Source organism: Geobacillus sp. FSL W8-0026 (genome assembly GCF_037966255.1).
GTDB lineage: Bacteria > Bacillota > Bacilli > Bacillales > Anoxybacillaceae > Geobacillus > Geobacillus icigianus.
In genome coordinates, this window is sequence record NZ_CP150194.1 from 386,582 (window position 1) to 412,259 (window position 25,678).

The window sequence follows — 25,678 nt, forward strand, 5'->3', positions numbered from 1 at the left end:
CGATGAGTCGAATGGTCATGGTAATGGTTGTTGCTTTGATGGTAGCACTATATTTAACCATTTTAAATGTTAGACATCCATTGATCGGTATGGAGGTGGTAGAAAATAACAATGGTGATGTTATTGTTAACGATATTTACGAGTTTGGTTGGGCAAAAAAACATGGTATTCATCTTCATGATCAAGTGTTGAAAGTGGATGGAAAGCCCCCGCTCTCCCATTTTACTGTCCGGAAATACAAAACAATTGAACAAGCGAAAACAATAACGATTCAGAGAGAAAAGCAAATCCAAACATTGACGGTTGACGATCGATCGCATGGAGCGAAACAATGGCTATATTATATTGCCTTGCCATTGGGTTTTTTTCTATTCGCTGTTAGTTTAAGCATGTTTTTGCTTCGTCTACGGCTGAATGACCAATCGGCGACCGTCCTCATTTACTTTTTATTGCTGGCGGGGCTTTGTTATATCAGTGCCAGCTTATCAGCGAAATATGTACCGTTTGGGCGTTACATGTTTAACGCTATATTTTTACAATTGCCTGCTGTCTTTCTGCATTTCATTTATCATTATTTTGAAAGAGAAAAGAAAGGATGGTTTACGAAAAAAATCGTTCTTTCTCTTTATAGTTTTAACTTCGTTGCCTTCGTTATTTCTTTATCTCATTTACTAAGTGAAGCGGAAGTTCTATTGGCGACATTCCTTATCAATATAGGTACCATTCTTGCTTTGTTAGGAAAAGGATGGGTTTATCTTAATAAAGATGAACAGCAACATACAGTCAAAGGTTTGCTTTTGTCCATAGGGTTATCTGCCGCGCCATTTGTTTTATTTTATAGTCTCCCGGTTCTAATCATTGGAAAATGGGTACTACCAGCCGAATTAACCGTTATTTCGCTTTTTGTGTTGCCATCCGTCTTTCTTTATTTGATTTGTACGGATCGGCTATTTCGATTGCCGTTTTCTATCAATCGCTTTGTGTACTATGCTTTTTTATCATTACTTCCAGCTTTTCTTGTTACGTTGCTTTATGCCAAATTTGTCAATGAAGCGAGGAGACTTGTTGAACTCGCTTTGTTGTTTTTACTGATTTATGGAATAAATATCCTTGCTCTCTATTCAAAAGGATATTTCGATCGAACATTAAGGACGAAGTTATACGTACAAAAAGACTGTTATCAAGAAAGTATCTATCGGATCGGTGAAACATTAAAAAAACAGAAAAACATGCGGGAAGTGATCCAATGCCTAGAAAAAGAGGTAAGAGAAGTATTAGATATAGAGAATCTAGCTTTTGTACAAGCGATCAGAAGTATGCAAGCCCCGTTTCATTGCGATGAAAAAGAGTGGACGAAGTTAACCAAAAAGATGGATAGACAACCACTTTCGATTGGAAAACTGATTGAAAATAAGCGTTTGTTTGCGGTTTTTGTAGGTTCATTCCGCCAAAGTCCTTTACTATTAATCGGAAAAAAGAAACATCCTATTCCATTCCGGTCAGAACAAAAAGATTGGTTATCCACCATTGTCTATTATGCCAGCGTCACGATGGAAAATATGGTAAAAGTAGAGGATTTGATAAAAGAGCTCAACCATGTAAAGCAAAGACGTAATTCTGTTTGGCTCACTCGTTTGATCTTTCAATGGTCGGAAAAGGAACGAAGAAAGTTAGCCATTGACTTGCACGATACGATTCTTCAAGATTTAATTGTTTTAAAACGGAAAGTGGAGAGCTTGCGCTTTCAAAATATGCGTGTGGAAGAAATGAAAAAGCAGCTAAACTACATTGAAGAAGAAATCGTAGATATGATTGATGTAACAAGAGAGATATGCCATGAATTAAGACCGCCATTTTTGAGTCAAATCGGATTAGAGGAAGCGATCGTACAGTTAATCCAACGATTCCAATTACGTGCGAATATAAAAATCGAATGGAATGTTCATTTATCAGCCAAATTGGAGGAAGAACGGGAGCTTGCTATTTATCGGATGATCCAAGAATTATTAAACAATGCGATGAAACATTCGCAGGCGTCGTATATTCAACTCACATTGGAGGTCCAAAATGAGGAGGTTCAACTTCATTATGTTGACAATGGTATAGGTATAGACATGGAAAAATTAAATCATTGTGATGGAAAGCTTGGTTTGTTTGGGATCAAAGAGCGCGTGCAAGGCTTAGGTGGAACATTCAAGATGACGTCACAACTAGGTAAGGGGCTGGATATACGGATTGCCATTCCATTATAGGTATGGGAAGGAGAAAAAGGACTCGATGATTCACATTTTGGTTGTCGATGATCATCGCCTTGTTGGTGAAGGAACAAAGAATATGCTTGAGAGTGAACAAGATTTTCAAGTAGAACTTGTGACATCTGGCACAGAAGCGGAACAGATGATGGAACAACAAACTTATGATGTGTATTTGCTTGATTGGCGTATGCCAGATATGAACGGTATCGAATTAAGTAAACGAATTCTCCAAAAACAACCGAATGCGAAAATTGTCATCTATACCGGATATGATGTTGCTCCTTTTTTGAATTATTTGATTGAATCAGGCATTACAGGTTTTGTCAGTAAAACGGCAACGAGCGAGCAATTGATTACAGCGATTCGTTGTGCGTTAAGAGATGAAGCGGTCATTCCTGTGCATTTACTGCGCCAACTGCATCTTTGCGAAGTCAAGGCCAAGATGGAAGAAAATGAAGAACATGTTGCGCTGAGTCAGTTCGAGCAAGAAATATTATTCGAGGTGGCCAACGGTTTAAGCAATAAAGATATTGCTAAAAAACACTATATAAGCCAACGAAGTGTAGAACGGCATCTATCGCGCATTTTCACAAAGCTGCATGTATCTTCGAGGGTAGAAGCCGTGGAAAAAGCCAAACAACTAGGGTTCATTCCAGAGCTCCATATGTTAACGCCTTCATCGGATCGGTGAGGGCGTTTTCTTTTTTGGGGTCTGCTATCTCGTGTCGGTATTCCGCCACAAAATGGCGGGGTTCCGACACAGGTTGGCGGTGAGGAGGAAAGAAAATGGATGTATAATTAGGATGAGTAAGAATAATTTTAAAAAAGTGTGTGAGATAAAAGAACGCAAGAGCCATTTTTGATTACATAAAAATTATAAGGAGTATTGGCCGCGAAGCGCACCCTAGGTCTGTAAGATATCCACAAAACTGAAAAAGGATGTAAGGGATTTTGTCGAAAAATATTTTTTTGACACCCCTGAGAGGCCGCAAAGCCTTGATACATCAATATTTATAGAGGGAGGAGCAGGATATGACTGAAACTGTAAACGAACAACGGCACAGAGGATTAAAACAAGTGTTTGCAGTAAGCATTGGGCTTTTTCTAGTGTTTTTAGATAGTACTGTAGTAAATATTGCAATTCCTAATATTATTGATGATTACAAAATCGACCTGAGCAAAGCCTCATGGATCATAAACGGGTTTGTTCTTACACTTGCAGTATTATTAGTTACTCTCGGTAAAATGGCTGATATGTTAGGGCGTGTTCGCACTTTTTTGTGGGGAGTCATCATTTTTGCAGTTAGCTCGTTTTTATGTGGAATTGCACCGACGGTAGATTCTCTTATTATTTTTCGAATTTTGCAAGGAATAGGCGGAGCAATGGTCATCCCTACAAGTATGACGCTAGTTAGAACAGCTGTTCCTCCAGAAAAAATGGGATTAGCAATGGGTATTTGGGGAGCTGTAGGTGCTATGGCGGTTGCTATCGGCCCGAGCTTAGGAGGACTTATTACAGAGTATATTCACTGGAGATGGGTGTTTTATATTAATGTCCCCATTGTGTTATTGGCATTTCCGTTCATATATCTTGCTATTCGAGTACAAAATGAACCCATTCATAAGTTTAAACTCGATCCATTGGGGATTTTGTTGATGAGTTTGAGTTTGTTTTTTCTTACGTATGCCATTTTGCAAGGGGAAGAAATTGGATGGACATCTTATAAAATCGTTCTTTATTTCCTAATTAGCGTTATGAGCGGAGCCCTATTTCTTTTTGTTGAAACAAAAGTAAAAAAACCTATTCTCGATTTTTCTATTTTTAGGAATCGTTTGTATGTTTCAGGGTTAGTTTCGAATTTCCTCGGTGGCATATTATTAATGGGAACATTAATTTTACTTCCTATATTTCTCATTCGAGTGAAGGAATTTAGTACATTAGAAGCTTCATTTGCAATTACCCCCCTTTCCGGAGTTATGCTTATCGTAGCACCAATTATTGGGAGAGTAATTGATAAAATTGGTTATCTTATTCCTATGGTAATAGGATATATCATAAGTGTAATGGGGTTGATCTTGCTTATCAATATTGATACGGATATAAGTGTTTTACATATGGTTTCATTTCTTGCTATTTTAGGAACAGGTTTAGGGATTATTATGATTACTAGTGTGACAGTATGCACGGCCGCCGTTTCCCAAACTCAAATTTCTTTAAGTTCAGGTATTTTTGCGATGGTTCGGAATATGGGGGGAGCGGTTGGAGTAGCTTTGTTTGTGTCTTTAACATTAAGCTTTCTAAATCATTATTCCGCTAACGTAGTCGATGAAGGAGTAATGATCGTAAAAAAATCAAACATTCCTGAAGAGGTGAAAAATTCTATTCAGGAAGTTTTAATGAAACAAAGAGATACTTTTTTTGAGGAAAAAAATAACGATAAATTGTTGAAACTAGATAAGGGAAGTACGCAATTACTTGCGAAAAATATTGAAAAAGAGATGCTCGCAAAGATTCCAAATGGAACGCCAATGTCTCCAGAAATGCAAAAGAAAATCGAAGAACAAGTGAAGCAACAGTTGATCAATATAGACAAAAACATTGCTAACATAAAAAAACAAATAGAAGACATATCGAAAGAATATGTAGCAAAATCCATGGCAAAAGCATTTTTCAGCGGGATTATTTTGTGTTTTCTTTCGAGTTTATCGTTGCCTTTCTTGTCTAAAAAGTTTTCGTTAAGCCATAGTAGAGAAGTCGATATATGAGTGGTAATTTCATTACTCATTGATCACATTAAGCTAATCGCCAATCCGGAGAATCAGTCTTTTTTGTTTCGATGGATGATCCCATTTGCCAAAAAACGAAGTCTTCGTCACGGGCTGCCCGCGCCATTCAAGGGTGTGATTGGCACTACTCGCACAAAGATCATCCATCCGTCTGGGGGCATTCGCTCGTTTGGCGGATGGTGCATACCTTCTCGCAAACGTTTCCGTTCGCCTTTCGTTTGTATGACAAGACAACGGGAAGAAGCAAAATCGACCAAGCGATCGAGATGCTTTCTTCGCTCAAAGAAAAGTGGACTCGGCCGATGTGCGTGGTATCCGTCCCAAGCGCTCATCGAAGCCTGCCTGAAACAAGGATTCCATGTCATCGGCATGCTCAAGACGAACCGGATTCTCTACCCGAAAGGCATCGCCATTCAAGCGAAGGAGTTTGCCCGCTATATCGAGCCCAACGACACCTGCCTCGTCACGGTGGGGAAGGAGCGTGAGCGTGTCTACGGCTGCGAAGGCGCGCCCAACGGTCTTGATGACGCGGTGATGCGGCTGGCTTGGAAGGCGGATGAACCAATGACGCCGGACCATCTCCATGTCGTCTTGAGCACCGACCGGGAGCTAGGCGATGAAGAGATCTTGCGTTACTATGCCCAGCGCTGGACGATCGAATGCTTTTTCCGGCAGGCCAAAGACCAGCTGAAGTCAGATGGTACCGTGTTCGTCACATTCGGGCGGTGAAACGGTATGGGGCAGTGGTGCTGTTCGCCTGCATATACAGCATCGCGGCATCTCAACAAGACCTCTCTTCCGGACTGGAGCTTCTTCGGTCTCGGAAAGGACACAGCATCGTCGAGTTCATCGATGGCGCCTCAAAGCAAGAGATTCCATTGATGTGATCAAAAAACTGCTCCATGTCGCCTGAGGGGTCCCCTGTTTGTCTCTTAGGGTATGGAAATTACTGCAATGAAAATTTCTCATCTACAGTAATAAAGACATTGCCAAAAAACATCACATAAGCCAACGAAGCGTGGAAAGACACTTATCGCGCATTTTCACAAAGCTGCGTGTATCTTCGAGGGTAGAAGCCGTGGAAAAAGCAAAACAATTAGGGTTCATTCCAGAGCATCATATGTTGTTAACGCCTTCATCGGATCGGTGAGGGCGTTTTCTTTTTTGGGGTCCGCTATCTCGTGTCGGTATTCCGCCAAAAAATGGCGGGGTTCCGACACAGGTTGGCGGTGAAAAGAAAAGGAGGTGGAGATATAATTGAGATGAAGTAAAACATGTTTATTATGGATGATTTTGTATTAAATAAATAAAGAAGCCGTAGGCATAATGGACAATGAAATGGTTACATACGAGTGAAAAAAAGAGTCTCCTTTTTCTTCTTAACATCAATGGTTGTTCTACGAAAACCATTGTCACCGAACGACTTTCTATCATTTCCTAGAAGCTGTTTTACGAAATTCAGCATGTTTGCCATTTAACGATGGTAAAAAGAAGAAAGGTGAAATATTTTATGACAAAGCTTAAAGAGATGAGAAAAAAGCCAATAACTGGATTGATTGTAATTGCGATGGCAGTGTTTATTGATATGCTTCTGTATAGCATCGTTGTTCCGATCGTGCCTTTTTACACTTCTAAATTTGATGCTTCCCAAACAGTTATTGGCATACTAATCGGCTGTTATGCGTTTTCTTTTTTGATCGCTACTCCTATATTAGGAGGAATCTCTGACAAGTTTGGTAGACGAGGAGTCATGCTGTGGGGGCTGGTAGTTCTTTTAGCAAGCACGTTACTATTTGCTTTTGCAAATAGTATGTTGCTGCTCATTGTTGCTAGATTGCTTCAAGGTGTTGCGGCAGCGGCGACATGGACTGCGGGACTGGCGTTGATTACAGATATGTATCCGCCTGCTAAAAGGGGAAAGGCTTTAGGAGCCGTACTTTTTTTGGTAGGGGCAGCGGCTGGTTTTGTCTTAACGCCGACTTTGCCGGAATTAGCGAATTCTGTTGATCGTTTAGGTGGGGGGGCGTATGCTACTGCATTTGCTGTTTTTAATATGGCCTATTCTGTAGGGATGATAATCGGTCCGATTGTAGGAGGAGGACTGGCTGATTTATTTGGTATATCAACAGCGCTTTATATCATGTGTTTTGTTTTAGTAGGCTATAGTCTATCTTCTAGACTTGTAAAACATGAAAGAAAAGCTACATATGTCAATAATAAAATGGAATGAATAATTAAAATCTTTGTTTTCATAAGTGTTTATAAAAAAGAAGGGGGTTAGGGGGATATAATATGGATATATTTACAAAATGTTATAAATGGGACGTAGCTAAAAAGCTACAATTAAATGGAACTTATCCTTACCCGTGGTGCTAGTTGAGGCTGACGCTCAACTAGCACCACGGGGTTATATCTATATAATAAAAACAACCCGGCATGGCGGAACTGGGCTCTGATTTCTCTTGTGTTGACTTTTTGTTCCGGATTGCAAGCCATTGCATTTTGGGCTTTTAGCAAGGATTTTGACATCACTTGGTGGGCCGTCAATTTGTATTTAATGATCTATCCATTATTTTTTATTAGAACTTTCATTGCCGCAAAGAAATAAGGATTGTCTGTGAAGGGTCATGATTTATCAGGATCGTTGGTGAAATGCTATTATGATACTCTTTCAAGCATTTTTAGAATAAAGGAGTGCTGTTCATGTATTTTCTAATTTGGGGCTTTCTTGTTTGGCTAGGAGCAACCATAATTTTCCGGTTTTTTGGACATTTTTTCTTCAACCCAGAAAATGCTTTGCTTCTTCTGTTATCCTATCTGCTTGTTGTTCCACTCATTTTTTTATTAACTTATCCTCTATACAAACTTAAAGGTTTAAAAAAAGATGAGCGTTTAAAAGCTGCTATGTTTATCGCGCTTCCCGGCATGTTCATTGATACGATTGTATTAGTTATCTTTCCAGAAGTATTTACTAATTTACTAGTGGAATCTGATCGATATTTTGGTTCTTGGTTATTATGGGCATATAGTTTAATTTTAATAACCGGGCTTTCCCCGAGAAAAGAGTAAAGAACTGTAGATGAGCAAATTCACTAACATAAATTTACAACCAAACAAAAAAGGAGACATGAACCCAGCTCCTTGAGTAAAATAGATGTGCTCAAACCCATTCACACAAGGAGGTTCATGGCTTAGGAATCGATGAGCACATCATCAAGGAATCCACAAGTTTTTCATGACGCTGGGATTGGCGCTTGATTTCTCGAAACCGGTCATCAAGCATCTGGTTCATCTTGTCGACGCCTTGACGACCAAGGGATGTTTGGGAACGTTGACCGATGTCCATCACTGGAGTTTTCATCCCAACCATCGAACCATACTCAGCCATTTTTTCACGAAAAGCCCTTGGGATGAAGAGACGTTGCTTCGCAAACTCCAGCCATGGATCCTTCAGCGCAGCAAGCGAATGGCCAAAAGGGAGAATCAACCCCTTTTTGTTTCGATGGATGATCCCATTTGCCAAAAAACGAAGTCTTCGTCACGGGCTGCCCGCGCCATTCAAGGGTGTGATTGGCACTACTCGCACAACGATCATCCATCCGTCTGGGGGCATTCGCTCGTTTCACGGATGGTGCACACCTTCACCCAAGCGTTTCCGTTCGCCTTTCGTCTGTATGACAAGACAACGGGAAGAAGCAAGATCGACCTAGCGATCGAGATGCTTTCTTCGCTCAAGAGGAAGCGGTCTCAGCCGGTGTATGTGCTCATGGATTTCTGGTATCCGTGTTGCCATTTTTCCAGCTGCACTACTGGCTGTTTTGCTTATATGCATAGTAACAGAAGCGCTCGTTTCTTTTGTTGATAAAAAATGGGAATTTAAATGGGATTGGGCGGTTGTTTTAGGGATCGCAACGATTACGTCGCTTCCTTTTTATCCATCCTTTGTCTTTGTAGTCCCCATTTATATGGGAGCAATGGGATATTATGCAGGAAGACGACTATGTGCTAAATGGCGTTACGATGAAGGAAACGGATGAGTTTGAGCCGGAGTGTTCAAATCGCCCGAGTGGTAAAGGTCATTTGGAGGTGGATGCTAAGAACTGGAATACAAGCAAAGAATAAAGGAGTTGAAGCAGTAAATGATTCGAAAAACCGTCACGGTTATTCCTTTTGTCATGGTAGCTTGTCTCAAGACTTGGGATCATGTCTATGGAAATTTTCCTGGCATATCGGTCTGGATTGTGTTCATTCATATTTGTCTCAATCTATTGCCCATCTTTGTGTTTGTATGCTGGAGTGTGTCCAAGGTGCGGCAATGGAGTGGGATGAATATGGTGATTCACGCTTGCTTTTATGTTTATTTGTTTTTTGTTTTGTATTATACGGTTTTATATATTCCTTATTGGCGCTTTATGACCCAACCAGTGCTGCCGCTAGAGGAACAGGTGTTTCCTCATTATAATTTCATCCCGTTGAAAACGATTTTGGAAACTAGCATTACTCCTGTGAATATTTGGGGAAACATCTTGTTGTTGCTTCCGTTGGGCATCTTTGTTCCTTTGATTCATCCTTATTTTGCACGTATCAAACCGTTTCTTCTCTTTGCCCTGCTCGTTTCGAGCGGCATTGAATCCGTTCAATTTTTGACAGCGTTGATGGATGGAAAATTTGCTGAATATCCTAGCGAACGAAGCTTTGATGTTGATGATATCATTTTGAACGTGAGTGGAGCGGTTATCGGGTTTAGTCTGTACCAATTATGGGGGCGCATGAAAAGCTTGATTTCTCGATCACACCGCTCGTCACCGAACCGTTGAGGGTATACATGCAGTCATCACGTTGTTTGGGGGTGTCAATGATCACTTTCTTTATCGATGAAGTCAAACATCAAAGTATCGATATAGGGGATATGGACCGCTATCATTTTGAGTTTCTTCAGCCGATTTTGGAACATAAACGCTTTGTCTTCCTTGGGGAGAGCAGCCATTGCGTCAAAGAATACAGTCTAGCAAAAGTAAGCCTGATTAAATATCTTCATGAAGAATTGGGGTTTCATGTACTTGCCTTTGAAAGCGAATTGGGGCCATGTATGATCGGCGATTATCTATCTGATCAACTTGATTCTAAACGTTTCATGGTGGGCACCATTGGACGTGCGTGGCAAAATGAATTTGTCCTTGGATTATTTGACTATATGAAAAAAATGAAGCAGGAGCGGCCGCTGTATTTTACTGGTGTGGATGTTTATCAAGGAAAAAAGGAGAATTTGTTTTCGGAATTCCTCGAGTCTTATTTAACGGGTCCGACCAAACAGAAGTTTGTCGATTTTGAAAAGCGGGCGATCGAGGTTTTGATTGCAGCCGATAAACGGAAAATCAAGCGTTCAATGCGCCAAAATATAAGGGAAGAGATGGAAAGTAAGGGCATGGAATTGATTGAGGAACTCAAACAGCATTGTTTTCCGGACAGCAAGATTTATAAAATTGTCCTCCGTACGATGGAAAATAGAGTAAATTACTTGAAAGCAAATTTAGAAAAAAGTTTCTCGAAACTTTTTGAGTATCGGGATGCATTAATGGCAAAAAACCTAGAATTTTTAGCGCAGGAAATATACCCAAATGAAAAATTTATCATTTGGGCACATAACATGCATATTAGCAAAAATACTTCCGCCAAGCGCCTGTCTGCCTATAAATCGTTTGTGGAAAACCTCTCCCAAACGATTAAGGAGAAAAGTTTTGTATTGGGGTTGTATGCAAAGGAAGGCAAAATGTTGGATTATACAGGTAAGGAATATCCAATAAAAAAAATGAATAAAAAACATTTGGAAAGCCTTCTTGACCATTCCCCTTATCAAAATAGTTTTATTCAGTGCAATGGAAACTGGGCACAGAAAAAGTGGCGGGCCTATGAGGGCGGAGGAATGCCTACTTCCTTTGTACCTGCACAACAATATGATGGGATTTTATTTTTTAAATCTGTTTCCCCGGCTTACTTTTTTGACGTTTCTGAGACGACCGAGAGAGGAAAGAAGCCAAAGGGCTGATCACAGCCCTTTGGGTGTCACTTTCTTTTCCACTTTTCGTAGCAGCCAGTCGAAGGCAATCGCCAATATGGCGGCTGGGATGGCGCCGGCGAGAATCAAGTTTTTGTCGGCGATGCGCAGGCCGCGATCGATCAAGTCACCAAGCCCCCCGGCGCCGATAAACGTCGCCAAGGCGGCGACGCCGATCGTCAGCACTGTCGCGGTGCGTACGCCGGCCATAATGACGGGAAGCGAGAGGGGAAGCTCGACCATCCATAAAATTTGCCGCGATGTCATCCCCATCCCTCGTCCGGCATCAACGAGCGCCGGGTCGACGCCAAGAATGCCAGTGTACGTGTTGCGCAAAATCGGAAGCAAGGCATAAAGCGTCAAGGCGATGATCGCCGGCAGTTTGCCGATGCCGAAAATCGGCAACATAAACCCAAGCAGCGCCAAACTCGGAATCGTTTGGATGATGGCGGCGATGCCGATGATCGGCTCGGCGAGTTTGCGATATCGCGTCAACACGACGCCAATCGGCACGGCCACCGCGATGGCAATGCCCATGGCAATCGCGGATAGCAGTACGTGCTCTTGAAAAGCGATCCAAATCTCTTCTCGTCGTTCAATAAACGTTCGCAATAATTCCATTGTATCCCTCCTTGGTAAAAAAGCAGCGGTCCGTTCATCGTTGTCTTCCTTATTGAAAAAACGGTGACGGATGAGCCGCTGCTATCGTGCTCTTCCCTCATTGGTGAAAAAGAGGTGGAGAGCCAACCGCTTCCTTGTCATCGGCGAAATTCAGCCGCCAATGGGGGCCTCGTCGTATTCTGAAGGGGACGTTGCGGTCACACCGGCCAACTGCCAACGGGCGAATGGTTTCCGATCACCCGCTTTTTAGACGAGCGGCTATCGAGCCAATCGCACCCGATTCGCTTTTAATGTGCGGCCGTCTTCCATCTGTTCACAAGACTAGAGGTTCCCCTAGTTGATGAGTGAACATGTGAAAAGCAGGACCGATGCATCAGAGTTTTTCCCGTTGAGAAATGACATTGCAAAGCCGTATCCAAGATTAAATCCCCAGCCTCCTCGAAGGTTGGTGAAAAACAGCTGGTTCCCCTGACCGATGAGTGAACGTGTGAAAAGCAGGACCGATGCTGCAAGGTTTTTTATTTGAGAAATGATCTTGTGAAGCGGCATGCTCCCGTAAATCACCGGGCTTCTGGAGATAACTGGAAACGCGTCCCTCCGCCCATGGTTGATGTCTTTATGCGTGCTGCTGGAACGTCCACTCAGCGAGCGCGCGCATCATGCTGGAGCGCGTAATGCCGCCGACAAGGCGGTCGCCATCGAGCACCGGAATGATGCGCACGTCCGGGTCTTGGAACAAGGCGGCGACGTCTGTTACATCCGCTTCTTTTTGTAATGTCGTCACATCGTAGTCAGCGATGTCGGCGACAAGCAAATGTTCCTCATTGTATCGTTGCTCGATTTGTTTGAGCGTCACGATGCCAAGAAACGATTGCTTTTTATCAACGACGACCAGACTGTCGACCTTTCGCGCCTTCATCAGCCGGAACGCTTCGGCCAAGCCGCGCCGCGGTGCGATCGTGGCGACGGCGTCAGACATTAAATCTTCCGCTGTCGGCACGGCCGTCTGGCGGGTTAGCAGACGGTCTTCACCAATAAACTCGCGGACAAAGGAGTTCGCCGGCCGCCGAAGCATTTGGTCCGGCGTCGCAAACTGGACGACTTCCCCGTCTTTCATCAGCGCGATCCGATCGGCGATTTTAATCGCCTCGTCCATATCGTGGGTGACAAAGACGATCGTTTTGCGAATTTCTTCTTGCAAGCGGACGATGTCATCTTGCAGCTGTTCGCGGCTGATCGGGTCGAGGGCGCTGAACGGCTCATCCATCAAAATAATATTCGGTTCCGCGGCCAACGCGCGGACGACGCCGACGCGTTGCTGTTGGCCGCCGCTGAGTTCCGATGGGTAGCGGTGCTTGAACGTCGCTGGATCCAAGCCGACGAGGTCAAGCAACTCATCGACCCGCTTTTCATAGGCGCTTTTTTCCCATTTTTTCAGCTTCGGCACGAGCGCGATGTTTTCCGCGATCGTCATATGCGGAAACAGCCCGATTTGCTGGATGACGTAGCCGATGTTGCGGCGCAGTTCGACCGGATCAAGCGTAGAAATGTCTTGCCCATCGATATACACGGTTCCCGATGTCGGCTCGATCAACCGGTTGATCATTCGCATCGTCGTCGTTTTCCCGCATCCGCTCGGTCCGATGAGGGCGACAAGCTCGCCTTTATGGATTTCAAGATTGATAGTTTTTAAGGCGACAAATCCATCCTCATACTGTTTTGTGACGTTTTCAAATCGAATCATCCACATTCCTCGCTTTCTAGTCGATCAGTCCTTCCGATTTCAAAAAGTCTATCGCCACTTCGCGCGGCCGTTTTCCTTCCAAATTCACTTCGCCGTTCAGTTCCATCATTTTTTCGTCCGTTAAGATGTTGGCCAGTTTGTTCAGCGCTTCCTCGAGTCCTGGGTTGGCGTCCAACACGTCTTGGCGGATGATTGGCACGGCGTGGTACGGCGGGAAGTAATGTTGATCGTCTTTGAGCACGACGAGATCGTATTTTTTGATGCGGGCGTCCGTCGTGTAGGCTGTGATGACGTCGATCTCCCCGTTTTTCGCCGCTTCGTATTGCAAGTCCGGATCGATGTTGACCGTTTTTTTGAACTGGAATCCGTATGTATCGACAAGCCCGTCATAGCCGTCGCTTCGCTCAAAAAACTCGGCGTCTGACCCAAAGGTAAGGGAAGACGAATGATTGACTAAATCAGAGTACGTTTTGACCCCGAGCTTTTCGGCAAGGTCTCTTCGCATCGCCAATGCGTACGTATTGTTAAATCCGAGTGGTTTGAGCCAAGCGATGTTGTATTTTTCCTTATATAACTTCTTCGTTTCATTATAGATTTGTTCGGGCGTTTTTGCCGGATCGTACGGCTGTTTTAAAATGTTTAAATACCCTGTTCCCGTGTACTCGACGTACATGTCGACGTCTCCGTTTTCAATGGCTTGCTTAAGCATAAAGGCGCCGCCTAGACTGTCCTTCACTTCCACGTCCAAATCGGTGTTGGCCTTCACATACTCAGCCAATAAATGCGTCAAAATCACCTGCTCGGTAAACTTTTTTCCGCTAATCACAATGTGCCCTTTCGCATCACGTTTCCCGCTGCAGGCGGCCAGTCCGAACACAAGCCCGACAGCGAGCAATGACATGAACCATTTACGCAAAACGATTCCTCCTTTTTTGGATCCGAAAATGCCGATAAAAAGATCCATCCGACCTGTTAAACACCCGGACGATGGTGTTGAAAGTTTTTCTTTAAAAAATGTTGGACAGCAGTTCTCCCTTTGCATCACCAGCCTTCTAAGTCAAGGGGGAAAGCAAAAAAAAACGACACGGAGGGGAAAACGTCACAAACATAGGGTAACGCAAATTAGGTTAAGTTGGAAAATTTGGTATCAGCCGATCTATCCGCGTTTGGCTGCTTCTCACCTTGAGAACCGTTCTCTCCGCCGCGATGCTTACAAATGCTCGGGAATGCGCCCTAATCCTCCTAAATTCTCCGAATTCGAGATATTCGAGCTGAATAGGAAGAAAAAACCGGCTGCGGTAAGCAGCCGGATCCATCGAAACGAGTGGGTTCATGATCTGTTGAGGAATCATCTTACGCATGAACGAGGCGGTGAAGAATGCTTTCGGTTTTGAAGACGCGGGCGTTGAGGACATGCAGTCCCGCTTCATGTTCGGCGAGAGCCGGCAACACCTTGTCTTCGAGGATCGATGTGACGTGGGTGAGGTCGCCTTTCATTTGGTGGAGGTCGTTCGCCATCGCCTCGTATTTCGCGGTCAGCACTTCCTGCCCATGACGAAGCGCTTCGGCAATCGCCTTCGTTTCCGTCGTGCGTTCGTAAAGCAAATCGATGCGCTGTTCCAGCGTGGTCGTCCGCTCATTCAATTGGGCGAATTGCTGCTCGAGAGCGCTCGTCCGCTCATTTAACTGGGCGAATTGCTGCTCAAGAGCGCTCGATCGTTCATTCAACTGGGCGACCTGCGTCTCGAGGGCGGTTGTTCGCTCATTGAGCTGGGTGACTTGCGTCTCGAGGGCGGTTGTTCGTTCATTGAGCTGAGCGACTTGTCCCTCTAAAGCGCCGACTCGCCGTTCGAGCGACTCGACTGCCGCGCGCGTTGCTTTCACCTCGTGCAAAATTTCCCGCAATAGCGCTTCCATGTCGATTCACCTCCTTTTCATCTCTATTTTACAAAAAAATCGCATGGATGGCGAGAAAAATTCAGAAAAATAGCTTTCACTAGCCAAAGGAAGAATGAAATCGTTACAATAATAATTAGGAAAAAGAGAGGAAAAGGTGGACGAAGATGGATGCTTCTTGGTTGAAGCCGATTGTCGAAACAAAGTATTTGTCGGCGGAAAATGCACACCGTTATCGCGCGATTTTGCGGTATTTCTACATTCAGCACGAACGGATGCGGCAATATTTGTTCCCCGAGGAAGTGTATGCGTTTTTGAAACAGCATGCCGAATTTGCCGATTATACTGAGGATGATTTGCAGCAAGACCTCGATCAGCTTGTCAAATGGAACAATTTGATCGCCCGCCAAGAGACTTCCCATGTACGGACGATCGAGGAATTTAAGAAAAAGCGGTTTCGTTATCAATGCAGCCCGTACACAGTGGAAATAGAGCGAATGATTCGCACGCTCGAACAGTTGGGCGACTCGTTTGGCGGTTCGCTCGAGAAAACGCGGTTTGACCGTCTGTACGCCTCCCTTTCTCGCATGGAAACGATCATATCTGCTAATTTCCAAGAAAAACCGGACGAAATACACCAAGTGTGGGAGGAGACGTTTGATTATTTCAAAAAAATCATTCACCATTCGGCTGATTATATCGCCTATTTGCATAGCGAAAATTTGGAAGAACGGATGACGGCGGAATCGTTTCTCGTTTACAAGGAACAATTTACCGCCTATTTGCGTGATTTTATCGTCACCTTACAGAAGACATCGATGCAAATTGAGCGGCTGTTGGAAGACCTTCCAGACGAAGGAGTGGACCGGTTCATTGAGCATGTAGTCGATTATGAGCGGTCGATTCCACGCTTTGCCGACAGCGCCCCGTCGCGCGCCGAATGCATCGAAGAAAAGCGCGAGACGTGGCGCAGTTTGCGCGAATGGTTTTTAGGTCGGGACGGCCACGAAAGCGAGCTGGCGTTTTTGCAGCATCAGACGAATGAAGCGATTCGTCGCTTGACGCGCATCGTGCAGCGGCTTGGTGAGCGGCATCACCACTTTCGCAGCCGCAAAGGCGATTATTTGCACTTGGCACGCTGGTTTTCGCAACTGTCCTCGATCGAAGAGGCGCACTGTTTGTCGGCGGTCGTGTTCGGCTGCTTCCATACGAAACATCTGATCGCAGACAATGAGGCGACAGATGATATGTATCGCGATGTTTGGGACGAGGCGCCGATGGAATGGGTGACGAAGCCGCGCGTGCGCCATTATGGAGAAAAGAAGAAACCGCAGGCGATCGAGGAGAAAAAGCGGGAAAAAGAAGAAGCGCGCCGCCGCTATTTGGAGGAGAAGGCACGCGAGGAAGCCGAACTGAAACAGCTGGTGAAAGACGGAAAAATCGTGCTGGCCGAACTCGGTGAAGTGACCCCGTACGTACGGAAGACATTGCTCGCCTGGATCGCCAAAGCGATGGGGAAAGAACAGCCAACCGTGAAAACGGAGAACGGCTGGGACATCCGCATTGTTCGTCGGGACGACACGATTTGCCTTCATGCTGAAGACGGAACGCTTGTGATGCCCAACTACGAAATCGAAGTGATGGCGGAAGGAGGGAGCGAAGATGGAGACGGCGTTTGATGACAAGGCAAAAGAAGCGTTGGCGGCGCTGTTTGAACAATTTTGGATCGTCCGCGACGCCGACCCGGAACGGTATCAGCTTGTCCGCGAACGCGAACACGTGCTCAAAAGATATGTCGAGGAGAAGTTCGGCTACCGCTTGATCGTGCACCGGCATTTCGCGAAGCTCGAAAAAATTCCGGCTGAGCCGGAGCCGTGGATGGGGATTCCGTCGTTTCAAGAGCCGCTCGACTATGCGCTGTTTTGCTGCTTGATGGCGTATGTTGAAAGCAAGGCGGTTGAAGAAAAATTTTTGCTTTCCGATGTATGCGAGGAAATCCGCGCCATGTATCCGGGCGATGTGCCGGTCGATTGGACGAACTATTCGCAGCGGCGCGCGCTCATTCGCGTGCTGAAAACAGCGGAACAAATCGGACTGATCCGCCGGATGGATGGAGAGATCGAAGCGTTCGCGCAACATGCGGACGAAGAAGCGCTTTATGAAGTGTCGGTGTTGGCGCGCTACTTTATGCGCACATATCCGAAAGACTTGCTGCAATATACGTCGATTGATGAACTGTTGGCGGAAGAATGGAAAGCAGCGCCGCAAGATTACCGGCGCCATCGTCTGTACCGGAAGCTGTTTTTATCACCGGCTGTGCACCGAACAGAAGGCGACGAGCAAGATTTTTATTACTTGCGCAACTTCCGGCATCGGCTGCGTGAGGATATTGAGTCCCATACGCCGTTTCGATATGAGCTGTACAAAAACGTCGCCATGTTGACGATTCCGGAACGGCAGGCGCCGTATACGCTTTTTCCCGATCTAAAAGGGACATCTGACATCATCCTTCATTTTGCCGCCGTCGTCCGCGAGCGGTTGGCGTCCTTTCCGCCGGACGAGTACGGGCGCCTTTGGCTGACGCCGGCGCAGTTTTCTGAATCGCTCGCCGATACGAAGCGTCGTTACGAAGCTGGATGGGGGAAGACGCATCGCGAAGCATCGCTTGCGGAGTTAGCTCGCGAGGTGCTGGCGGAGCTCGAAGCATGGCGAATGGCAGACACGGATCCCGAGACGGGCATGGTCGTCCTCTACCCGCTCCTTGGGCGGCTTTGTGGGCGATACCCGGACGATTTTCAAGCGAAAGAGAGGGAGCTATGATGGCAGATCGATGGATGTTGCATCGCGCGGGATTGATCAATTTCTGGTATTATGATGAACAATATTTTCATTTTGCCGACGGAAAGTTGTTTTTGCGCGGAAGCAATGGAGCGGGCAAATCGGTGACGATGCAAAGCTTGATCCCGGTGCTGCTTGACGGGAAAAAGACGCCCGACCGGCTCGATCCGTTCGGTTCGCGGGCGCGGCGAATGGAAGATTACTTGCTCGGGGAAAAAGATGTCGTCAACCGCGATGAGCGGACCGGTTATTTGTTTCTCGAATATAAGCGGACCGAAACCGATCAATATCTTACGACCGGCATCGGTTTGCGAGCGAAACGGCAAAAAAATCTCGACTTTTGGGGCTTTGTCATTTTGGACAACCGCCGCATCGGCCATGATGTTGACTTGTACAAAAAAGAAAAAACAGGCGAGAAAATTCCTTTGACAAAGCGCGAGCTCGCCGATGCGCTCGGCGCTGGGGGAACGGTGGTCGAGACGCAAAAAGAATATATGGAGCTCGTCAATAAGCATGTGTTCCGCTTCGAATCGCTCGAGGCGTTTCAAGAGTTGATCGAGCTGTTGATTCAATTGCGGAGCCCGAAATTATCGAAAGATTTCAAGCCGACGGTGATTTACGAAATTTTGGAAAGCGCATTGCCGCCGTTAACCGATGAGGAATTGCGCCATTTGTCCGAGACGATTGAAAATATGGACCAAGCAAAGCAGCAGCTGGAGCAGCTCGAGCGTGATGCGCGGGCGCTCAAGCGGCTTTGCGACCATTACCGTCATTACAATGAATATATGATTGCCGAAAAAGCCGTGGAATACGAGAAAGCGGTCCAACGAGCCGAACAGCTCGCCGCTGAGCAGCGAACAAGATCAGAAGAGGAGAACAAAGCGCGGCAGCGGCTTGATGAGTTGGATGAGGAGATCATCCGCCTCAGTCGTGAAGAAGACGTGTTGCGTGCACGGGAAGTGGAGCTTGCGGGCCATGAAGTCTTTCAACAAGCCGAAACGTACGAAAAGTTAAAGGAACAGCAGCGCGACCTAGCGAGGCGGCGGGAGCGGCAAGAGCGGGTGATCGAAGAGAAGGAGCGGCTTGAACGGCAGCGCCGCCATCAAATTGATGAGGCGGAAGCGCGCCTCGATGAGCTGGAACGGAAGGTGGAAGAGACGTTGGCGCAGTTGCGCGCCGACGCGGACGAAGGGGCGTTTGCCGGCCATGAAGTGAATGAAGGCGATTTTCTCCGTCATCATCGTCAACAGCGCGAATTTCCGTTTACGGTTTGGAAGCAGGAAGCGGACCGCCATGCGGAACGGCTCGAAGCGCTCGCCGACCTTTGGCGGCGTCATGAGGGACTGCAAGCGCGCTATGAAGAAGCAAGCAAAGAAGCAGGCGAACTGCAGCGGGAAGTTGACGAATGGCGGCATCAATACCGGAAATGGGACGAACTGCTTGACCAAGAAAAAGAGCGGTGGGAACAAGCGGTGCTCGCTTGGCTGGAGCGTGGCGGCGTCACGGTGGACGAAGCGCGCATTCAGACGTTTTTGCGACAGACGGACGGCTTGTATGATCAATATTCCATCGATGACCTCAAGCAGCCGTTCACGGCGGCGTATTATGATGCCGTCGGGAAGAAAAACGATGAAAAATGGCGGCTTGAACACGAAATGCGCTTGCTTGGCGGCCAGCTCGCCGAGCGCGAGCAGGAGCTTCGCCATTGGCAGACAGAACAAGACCCAGAACCGGAACGCGATCCACAGACGGACGCCATGCGCGCAGAGTTGGAGCAACAAGGAGTTGTTTCCGTTCCGCTGTATGCGGCAGTCGAATTTTTCGACCATGTGCCGGAGCCTGTCCGCGAGCGGATCGAATCGGCGCTCGCCCATGCCGGACTGCTCGATGCGCTGATCATTGACCGCGATATGGCGGTGACGTATGACCGGGTGCTCGTCCCGAACCCGGTGCATATGGCGCATACGTTGGCCGATTATCTCCAGCCAGATGCAGGTGTCCCTGTCGCTGCGGAGCGGATTGATGCCGTGCTTCGCAGCATTGTCATTGCCGATGAGGCGCAAGACGGTGGCATGACGCTTAATGAAGCTGGACGCTATGCGCTTGGTCTCGTACGCGGTCATGCGCCCGCCCGCGAGCGCGCCATGTTCATCGGCCGCACGGCAAGGCGGCGGTGGCGGATGGAGAAGATCGCTTCATTGGAAGAAGAGATCGCTTCCTTGCGGCAAGCGCTTGACCGCCTGCAGGCGGAACACAAAGCGGTGGAAGCTCATATCGCCGCATTGGCGGAGTGGTTTGCCGCGTTTCCATCCGACCGCGATGTGCGCGCGGCGTTTGAGGAACGGGAGGAAGCGCGCCGCCGCGCGGAAAGCAAAGAGCGCGACTGGCAGCGGCAACAAGAAAAGGTATCCCGACTCGCTCGCGAGTGGCAGCACCTCAAGCAAACGTTGCGCGAGCAATCGGCAGGGCTTGACGTGGCGTTTTCCGTGGAAGGATGCGATCGAGCCCGCTTGGCGATGAAATCGTATCTCCGCTTTTTGCATGAACTGGAAGTGCATGTTCGAGAAGCGCTCTATGTCGCGGTGATGATCACCCAGCAGCGCGAGCAGCTGCAGGAGCTTCGCGACGACATCGATGAGGCCAAAGGGGAGCGGAATCGCCTGCTCGATGAAGACGAACGTCTGGCGCTCCGCATGGCTGAGATCGAACGAACGCTCCAACAAATGGGGGCGGATGACATTCGCGCGGAAATCGCCCGCGTGCGGGAGCGGCTCAGCGCTCTGCGCGAGGCAGTTCCGCGTCTAGTCAACGAGCGGGCGCGGACCGAACAGCGCCTTGCGCGTCTTGCCGAAGAACGGGAACAAGGAGAGAAACGGGCAACGTTCGCTCGCGAGCTGGCCGCCGCATGGGAGCAGGCCTTTGCCCGTGAGGCGGCGCTCAAGTTGGTGGAGCTGGACCGTTCGCGTCCGCTTCGCGAGCAGGCGAGCGAAGCGAAACAGCGGTATGGGGGAACGTTGAAAGACAGCCGCTCTTCGCTGCTGGCTCGGCTGAACACAATCTTTTTCCAAGAATCATCCAATTTGACCGAATACCGGGCGACGTTCGAATCGCTCCCGTTCGAGGAGAAAGAATGGAGCACCGCGGCGCCGGACGACGAAATGGCGATGAAAGCAGCTGATTGGAGGGAAAAACAAGAGCGAAACGTCATTTTCCTTGACTACAAAGGGCAGCGTGCCACGCCGTCTGTCGTTTTGGCGGAAGTTGAGCGGGAAATCGCGTTGCAGCACGAGTATATGAAAGAACAAGACCGGGAACTGTACGAAGAAGTCATTTTAAAGTCGGTCGGCCGCATTTTGCGCAGCCGCATCCAACGCGCGGAGCGATGGGTGAACGACATGAACAAGCGGATGAGCGAAATCGATACGTCATCGAGCCTCGTTCTATCCATTCAATGGAAGCCGAAAACGGCGGAGACGGAAGACGAGCTCGACACGAAAGAGCTGGTGGGGTTGCTGCGGATGGATTCACGGCTGCTCAAGGAGGAAGATTTGCAGCGGGTGACGAACCATTTCCGCTCGAAAATCGCCCGCGCCCGCGAACTGCTTGAGGAACGCGGCCAAGGCAACACGCTTCATCAAATTATAAAAGAAGTGCTCGACTATCGGAAATGGTTTTCGTTTACCCTCTACTATGAAAAAGAACACGAACCGAAGCGCGAACTGACAAACCAACGTTTTTATCGGTTTAGCGGCGGGGAGAAAGCGTTGGCGATGTACATTCCGCTGTTTGCGGCGGCGTATTCACGCTATCAAGAAGCAGGTGATGATGCCCCGTACATCATCTCGCTTGATGAAGCGTTCGCCGGCGTTGATGAAAACAACATCCGCATGATGTTCGGCCTTGTTGAACAGCTAGGCTTTAACTACATCATGAACTCGCAGGCGCTTTGGGGTGATTACGACACCGTGCCGGCCCTGTCGATTTGCGAGCTCGTTCGTCCGCGCAATGCGCCGTTTGTCACCGTCATCCAGTATTATTGGAACGGGCGCATCAAACAGTTAGTAGCGAATGAGAAAGAATGGGAGTTGATCGAGACATGAACCGGGCCGAAGAGGCCGCTGCCTTTTTCCGTTCCGAGCCGGGCTTTCACCGTTTGTTTGTCGAGATGAAGCGGAAATACGAGTCGCTCGGCCGTGTTGGCGGCGTTGTCTCCTTGGCATCGTTCAGCGAGAACGAGCGCGAAGCCATCGCCGCCTTTTTCGGCCGAGACGTTTCTCGCGTGTCCCTGCCCGCCTTTGAACAGCAACTCGAACGAACACGGTTTGCCGGCGTTGGCCTCATCGAGTTGCTCGAGCACTATTTCGGTGAGCCGATGGTGCCGAAAAAAGAACAGCGCCAGGCGGCCGAAAAGGAGCGGGAGCGGTTTTTCAGGCACCTCGCCCACGAGCACCCTTGGCTTGAAGACATTTGTGGCCAACGGTTCATCCAAGCAGCGTATGAGGCAAACCGCGAAGAGTTGGCGGCGGCGATCCGTCTTGTCGGCGCCGCCCTTCGCCGCTTGCCGATCGGCTCGTATGAGCGGCTTCCATTGTTTGCCCAGCGCATCGCCGGCGATCCACACGCCTTTGACCTGTCTACGCTCCCCGGCAAGGTGTTGCTGTCGGCCTTGCAAGCGACCGTGCCAGGCGAGTGGGATGTGACCTCTGTAGAGAGCGTCAATGAATTGCTGCAGTCCGTCGGCCTGCTCCGCGAGGATATTTTGAACTTTGCCACCTGCGCCAACTTGTTGGCCGAAACGAAGAAAGGCCCTCACCCGGTCTTCACCGCTGCCGTCGAAGCCAACAGCGCATTGAATGCACCGCTAAGGGACGTGTTGTCGCTCATTCGCGCCTATCCAGCCAACGGCGGCATCGTATACGTCGTCGAAAACGCGGGCGTTTTCTCGACCTTGCTTGACACCCGCGCCCCGCTTGTCTGCGCGAACGGGCAAATGAATTTAGCGACGATGCGGCTCCTTGATTTGCTCGCGGCTTCAGGCGCCAAGCTGCATTACTCCGGCGACTTTGACCCGGAAGGTTTGAAAATGGCCGACCGTTTTCTCGAGCGATACGGCTCGGCGGCTGTTCCATGGCGCTACAGCGTCGATGATTACTTCGCCGCCACCCCATCGGTTCACTTGCCTCCGGAGCGGCTCGCCAAACTCGCCTCCGTAGCGTCAACGCCGCTGCAGCCAGTGAAAGAAGCGATAGCGAAAACCGAAAAAGCGGGATACCAAGAGGCGATCATCAGCCGACTGCTTGGAGACATAAAAAGTTAGCACTCGCCCCCGTTCGTGCAAGTGTTGGGATTCCAATGTTTGTATTCGTCTTGCCCGCGATGGATGAGCAGGCGGCGCCCGGGTCTTATTCACCGCATGACGAGCGTTTACCCTCGCTTAGGCAAATAGCAATCGGCAAACAAGGCAAGTCAAACGCTAGGAAGCAGTCTTCATTTGTCGTCGACCTCCAATCGCGCAAAAACCCCAGGGGGTCGACGACATTGATTTTGATCGCTTGATCCCTACAACCATCAAGGAGAGATTTCATTGACAGAATCTTCGAAACGTGTTATTCTGATGATGACATTGAAGGGAAAAGGTTGATATGACAACACTTTTTGGGGTTTTTATCGTACCTATGAGGGATTGAAACAACTCTCCGAGATATTCGGGGTAAGCATTGACGAGTTTTTATCGTACCTATGAGGGATTGAAACTCAACGCCACGAGCCGCAAGTGACTGAATAGCGACTTGCGTTTTTATCGTACCTATGAGGGATTGAAACTGTTCATGTGCATGGTGTCCTGTGCGCCGATTGCGCGGGTTTTTATCGTACCTATGAGGGATTGAAACATAAATTCTCCGGTTGTTTTGTTTGTAATCTTCGGTTTTTATCGTACCTATGAGGGATTGAAACTATAAATTATGCGTAAACATTTGATTTCCGCGTGTATTGTTTTTATCGTACCTATGAGGGATTGAAACAAAACTGGCATTTTCGCGATGAGATCACGGTAGAGGTTTTTATCGTACCTATGAGGGATTGAAACTGCCGAACCGAAGAAGCCTGTCCTCAAACTTGACGTGAGTTTTTATCGTACCTATGAGGGATTGAAACTCACCCCTAACCTAATCTATATATCTAACAAAACGCGTTTTTATCGTACCTATGAGGGATTGAAACGTTGCATACTTAACACCTGCTTTTTCAGCAATCCCGTTTTTATCGTACCTATGAGGGATTGAAACATATTCAAGGAAGAAATAATCATTTGGTCCATATGTTTTTATCGTACCTATGAGGGATTGAAACGGGTGCGGCCTGTGTGCCCCGCACGCCGGCAACGCGTTTTTATCGTACCTATGAGGGATTGAAACTATTGTCATTGGGCTGGTTTTTCTGTGTTGCAACGCCGTTTTTATCGTACCTATGAGGGATTGAAACTTCGGAGGATTGTCATAACTATGTTGTGCTACATACGTTTTTATCGTACCTATGAGGGATTGAAACCTAGTCCTAATCTTCTCTTGATAGCGTAAATAAGATTGTTTTTATCGTACCTATGAGGGATTGAAACCTAATTGAGCTGCTTCATTCGCACTAGAAGCGGCTGGTTTTTATCGTACCTATGAGGGATTGAAACTCGTCGTTGGGTGGCGGATCGATATGATACATTGAGGTTTTTATCGTACCTATGAGGGATTGAAACGAAAGAGAGATTTAGAGCTTATTAAAAGGGAGGGAAGTTTTTATCGTACCTATGAGGGATTGAAACATTGATGTTCTCTATTTTGTCGCTTCCGGGCTGGCTTCGTTTTTATCGTACCTATGAGGGATTGAAACTCGTCGTAGTGTGGCTGATCGATATGATACATTGAGTTTTTATCGTACCTATGAGGGATTGAAACCTGGCATCCTGAGTCGTCTCATCCTGAGACTGGTACGAGTTTTTATCGTACCTATGAGGGATTGAAACCTATAATCCTCAAAATGATGTTATTAACGTGCCGCCTGTTTTTATCGTACCTATGAGGGATTGAAACACTCTAAATAACGCTCTAATTCTTTAGCTAGTTCTTGGTTTTTATCGTACCTATGAGGGATTGAAACACCTCCCTGATCTTTTGCAACTGGCCGTTTTTTTCGTTTTTATCGTACCTATGAGGGATTGAAACAGCCTTGCTCGATATTCGGCAAGACTTTGTTCCTTCGCGGGTTTTTATCGTACCTATGAGGGATTGAAACATAGGTTCACGCGGTCACCTCCTTTTCATAGATGCCAGTTTTTATCGTACCTATGAGGGATTGAAACAGAGGCAGGTCTCTCCGTCTGCTGCGGCGGTTGTGCGTTTTTATCGTACCTATGAGGGATTGAAACATAAATCCAATGTTTCGGATTATTTGAATAACCATGTTTTTATCGTACCTATGAGGGATTGAAAC

At 47.3% G+C, this 25,678-nt stretch carries 15 protein-coding genes, 4 pseudogenes and 1 CRISPR repeat array (1 of these 20 only partly in view); of the genes and pseudogenes, 15 read left to right on the top strand and 4 right to left on the bottom strand.

Annotated features, from left to right (window positions below; all coding sequences use genetic code 11):
* Positions 1-2: 2 nt before the first annotated feature.
* From NST29_RS02090 to NST29_RS02140, 11 genes and pseudogenes are all read left to right on the top strand, one after another.
* On the top strand, positions 3-2,252 hold the full coding sequence (locus NST29_RS02090) for an ATP-binding protein (RefSeq protein ID WP_033842561.1): 2,250 nt from the start codon (positions 3-5) through the stop codon (positions 2,250-2,252).
* A gap of 25 nt (positions 2,253-2,277) precedes the next feature.
* Positions 2,278-2,946 (top strand): response regulator transcription factor, encoded by a 669-nt coding sequence (locus NST29_RS02095; RefSeq protein ID WP_033842560.1) that lies wholly within the window; start codon positions 2,278-2,280, stop codon positions 2,944-2,946.
* Positions 2,947-3,287: 341 nt separating this feature from the next.
* Positions 3,288-5,021 carry a DHA2 family efflux MFS transporter permease subunit gene (locus tag NST29_RS02100; RefSeq protein ID WP_033842559.1) on the top strand — a complete coding sequence of 578 codons (1,734 nt, stop codon included), beginning with the start codon at positions 3,288-3,290 and terminating at the stop codon, positions 5,019-5,021.
* Between the two features lie 62 nt (positions 5,022-5,083).
* Positions 5,084-5,955: pseudogene (locus tag NST29_RS02105) on the top strand (transposase); the annotation flags it as partial.
* Between the two features lie 63 nt (positions 5,956-6,018).
* Positions 6,019-6,192, top strand: a pseudogene (locus NST29_RS02110) (LuxR C-terminal-related transcriptional regulator); the annotation flags it as partial.
* A gap of 360 nt (positions 6,193-6,552) precedes the next feature.
* Positions 6,553-7,272 (top strand): MFS transporter, encoded by a 720-nt coding sequence (locus NST29_RS02115; protein WP_061912495.1) that lies wholly within the window; start codon positions 6,553-6,555, stop codon positions 7,270-7,272.
* Positions 7,273-7,437: 165 nt separating this feature from the next.
* A pseudogene (locus NST29_RS02120) lies at positions 7,438-7,650 on the top strand (DUF5360 family protein); the annotation flags it as partial.
* Between the two features lie 95 nt (positions 7,651-7,745).
* Complete coding sequence (locus NST29_RS02125) at positions 7,746-8,111, top strand: DUF5367 family protein (protein WP_033842558.1); 366 nt, start codon at positions 7,746-7,748, stop codon at positions 8,109-8,111.
* Positions 8,112-8,277: 166 nt separating this feature from the next.
* Positions 8,278-8,826: pseudogene (locus tag NST29_RS02130) on the top strand (IS701 family transposase); the annotation flags it as partial.
* Positions 8,827-9,181: 355 nt separating this feature from the next.
* Positions 9,182-9,859 carry a VanZ family protein gene (locus NST29_RS02135; RefSeq protein ID WP_033842554.1) on the top strand — a complete coding sequence of 226 codons (678 nt, stop codon included), beginning with the start codon at positions 9,182-9,184 and terminating at the stop codon, positions 9,857-9,859.
* 38 nt (positions 9,860-9,897) lie between these two features.
* Positions 9,898-11,088: an erythromycin esterase family protein gene (locus NST29_RS02140; RefSeq protein WP_033842553.1), complete on the top strand. Its 1,191-nt coding sequence runs from the start codon at positions 9,898-9,900 to the stop codon at positions 11,086-11,088.
* Here NST29_RS02140 and NST29_RS02145 read toward each other — a convergent pair whose 3' ends face one another.
* The 4 genes from NST29_RS02145 to NST29_RS02160 form a co-directional block, all read right to left on the bottom strand.
* The gene (locus tag NST29_RS02145) at positions 11,089-11,718 is read right to left on the bottom strand and encodes an ABC transporter permease (RefSeq protein ID WP_033842552.1); all 630 of its coding nucleotides are present in this window, start codon (positions 11,716-11,718) and stop codon (positions 11,089-11,091) included.
* Between the two features lie 616 nt (positions 11,719-12,334).
* Positions 12,335-13,462: a betaine/proline/choline family ABC transporter ATP-binding protein gene (locus NST29_RS02150; RefSeq protein WP_033842551.1), complete on the bottom strand. Its 1,128-nt coding sequence runs from the start codon at positions 13,460-13,462 to the stop codon at positions 12,335-12,337.
* A gap of 16 nt (positions 13,463-13,478) precedes the next feature.
* Positions 13,479-14,363, bottom strand: coding sequence for a glycine betaine ABC transporter substrate-binding protein (locus NST29_RS02155; protein ID WP_200878298.1), 885 nt, complete (start codon positions 14,361-14,363; stop codon positions 13,479-13,481).
* A 452-nt stretch (positions 14,364-14,815) separates the two neighbouring features.
* Positions 14,816-15,379 carry a hypothetical protein gene (locus NST29_RS02160; protein ID WP_061912122.1) on the bottom strand — a complete coding sequence of 188 codons (564 nt, stop codon included), beginning with the start codon at positions 15,377-15,379 and terminating at the stop codon, positions 14,816-14,818.
* 146 nt (positions 15,380-15,525) lie between these two features.
* Between NST29_RS02160 and NST29_RS02165 the strand changes: the two genes are divergently transcribed.
* Genes NST29_RS02165 through NST29_RS02180 form a run of 4 tightly spaced genes read left to right on the top strand, consistent with a single transcriptional unit; the run spans position 15,526 to position 23,513 of the window.
* Entirely contained in the window at positions 15,526-17,037 is a 1,512-nt protein-coding gene (locus NST29_RS02165; protein WP_339232640.1) for a TIGR02677 family protein, read from the top strand.
* Positions 17,021-18,178, top strand: a complete 1,158-nt coding sequence (locus tag NST29_RS02170) for a TIGR02678 family protein (protein WP_033023713.1) — start codon at positions 17,021-17,023, stop codon at positions 18,176-18,178. Before NST29_RS02165 ends, NST29_RS02170 begins: the two co-directional genes overlap by 17 nt.
* Complete coding sequence (locus NST29_RS02175; RefSeq protein WP_339232641.1) at positions 18,178-22,296, top strand: TIGR02680 family protein; 4,119 nt, start codon at positions 18,178-18,180, stop codon at positions 22,294-22,296. The genes NST29_RS02170 and NST29_RS02175 overlap by 1 nt, the downstream gene beginning before the upstream one ends.
* Positions 22,293-23,513: a TIGR02679 family protein gene (locus NST29_RS02180; protein WP_339232643.1), complete on the top strand. Its 1,221-nt coding sequence runs from the start codon at positions 22,293-22,295 to the stop codon at positions 23,511-23,513. Before NST29_RS02175 ends, NST29_RS02180 begins: the two co-directional genes overlap by 4 nt.
* A 343-nt stretch (positions 23,514-23,856) precedes the next feature.
* A CRISPR array of direct repeats spans positions 23,857-25,678; the repeat unit is 30 nt; unit sequence GTTTTTATCGTACCTATGAGGGATTGAAAC; it runs 1,657 nt beyond the window's last position.

Excerpts from the sequence above, each read along its gene's own strand:
- NST29_RS02135 (WP_033842554.1), top strand. The coding sequence starts at position 9,182 with ATGATTCGAAAAACCGTCACGGTTATTCCTTTTGTCATGGTAGCTTGT.
- NST29_RS02175 (WP_339232641.1), top strand. The coding sequence starts at position 18,178 with ATGGCAGATCGATGGATGTTGCATCGCGCGGGATTGATCAATTTCTGG.
- NST29_RS02140 (WP_033842553.1), top strand. The coding sequence starts at position 9,898 with ATGATCACTTTCTTTATCGATGAAGTCAAACATCAAAGTATCGATATA.
- NST29_RS02155 (WP_200878298.1), bottom strand. The coding sequence starts at position 14,363 with ATGTCATTGCTCGCTGTCGGGCTTGTGTTCGGACTGGCCGCCTGCAGC.
- NST29_RS02170 (WP_033023713.1), top strand. The coding sequence starts at position 17,021 with ATGGAGACGGCGTTTGATGACAAGGCAAAAGAAGCGTTGGCGGCGCTG.
- NST29_RS02160 (WP_061912122.1), bottom strand. The coding sequence starts at position 15,379 with ATGGAAGCGCTATTGCGGGAAATTTTGCACGAGGTGAAAGCAACGCGC.
- NST29_RS02165 (WP_339232640.1), top strand. The coding sequence starts at position 15,526 with ATGGATGCTTCTTGGTTGAAGCCGATTGTCGAAACAAAGTATTTGTCG.
- NST29_RS02145 (WP_033842552.1), bottom strand. The coding sequence starts at position 11,718 with ATGGAATTATTGCGAACGTTTATTGAACGACGAGAAGAGATTTGGATC.
- NST29_RS02115 (WP_061912495.1), top strand. The coding sequence starts at position 6,553 with ATGACAAAGCTTAAAGAGATGAGAAAAAAGCCAATAACTGGATTGATT.
- NST29_RS02100 (WP_033842559.1), top strand. The coding sequence starts at position 3,288 with ATGACTGAAACTGTAAACGAACAACGGCACAGAGGATTAAAACAAGTG.
- NST29_RS02095 (WP_033842560.1), top strand. The coding sequence starts at position 2,278 with ATGATTCACATTTTGGTTGTCGATGATCATCGCCTTGTTGGTGAAGGA.
- NST29_RS02125 (WP_033842558.1), top strand. The coding sequence starts at position 7,746 with ATGTATTTTCTAATTTGGGGCTTTCTTGTTTGGCTAGGAGCAACCATA.
- NST29_RS02090 (WP_033842561.1), top strand. The coding sequence starts at position 3 with ATGAGTCGAATGGTCATGGTAATGGTTGTTGCTTTGATGGTAGCACTA.
- NST29_RS02150 (WP_033842551.1), bottom strand. The coding sequence starts at position 13,462 with ATGATTCGATTTGAAAACGTCACAAAACAGTATGAGGATGGATTTGTC.
- NST29_RS02180 (WP_339232643.1), top strand. The coding sequence starts at position 22,293 with ATGAACCGGGCCGAAGAGGCCGCTGCCTTTTTCCGTTCCGAGCCGGGC.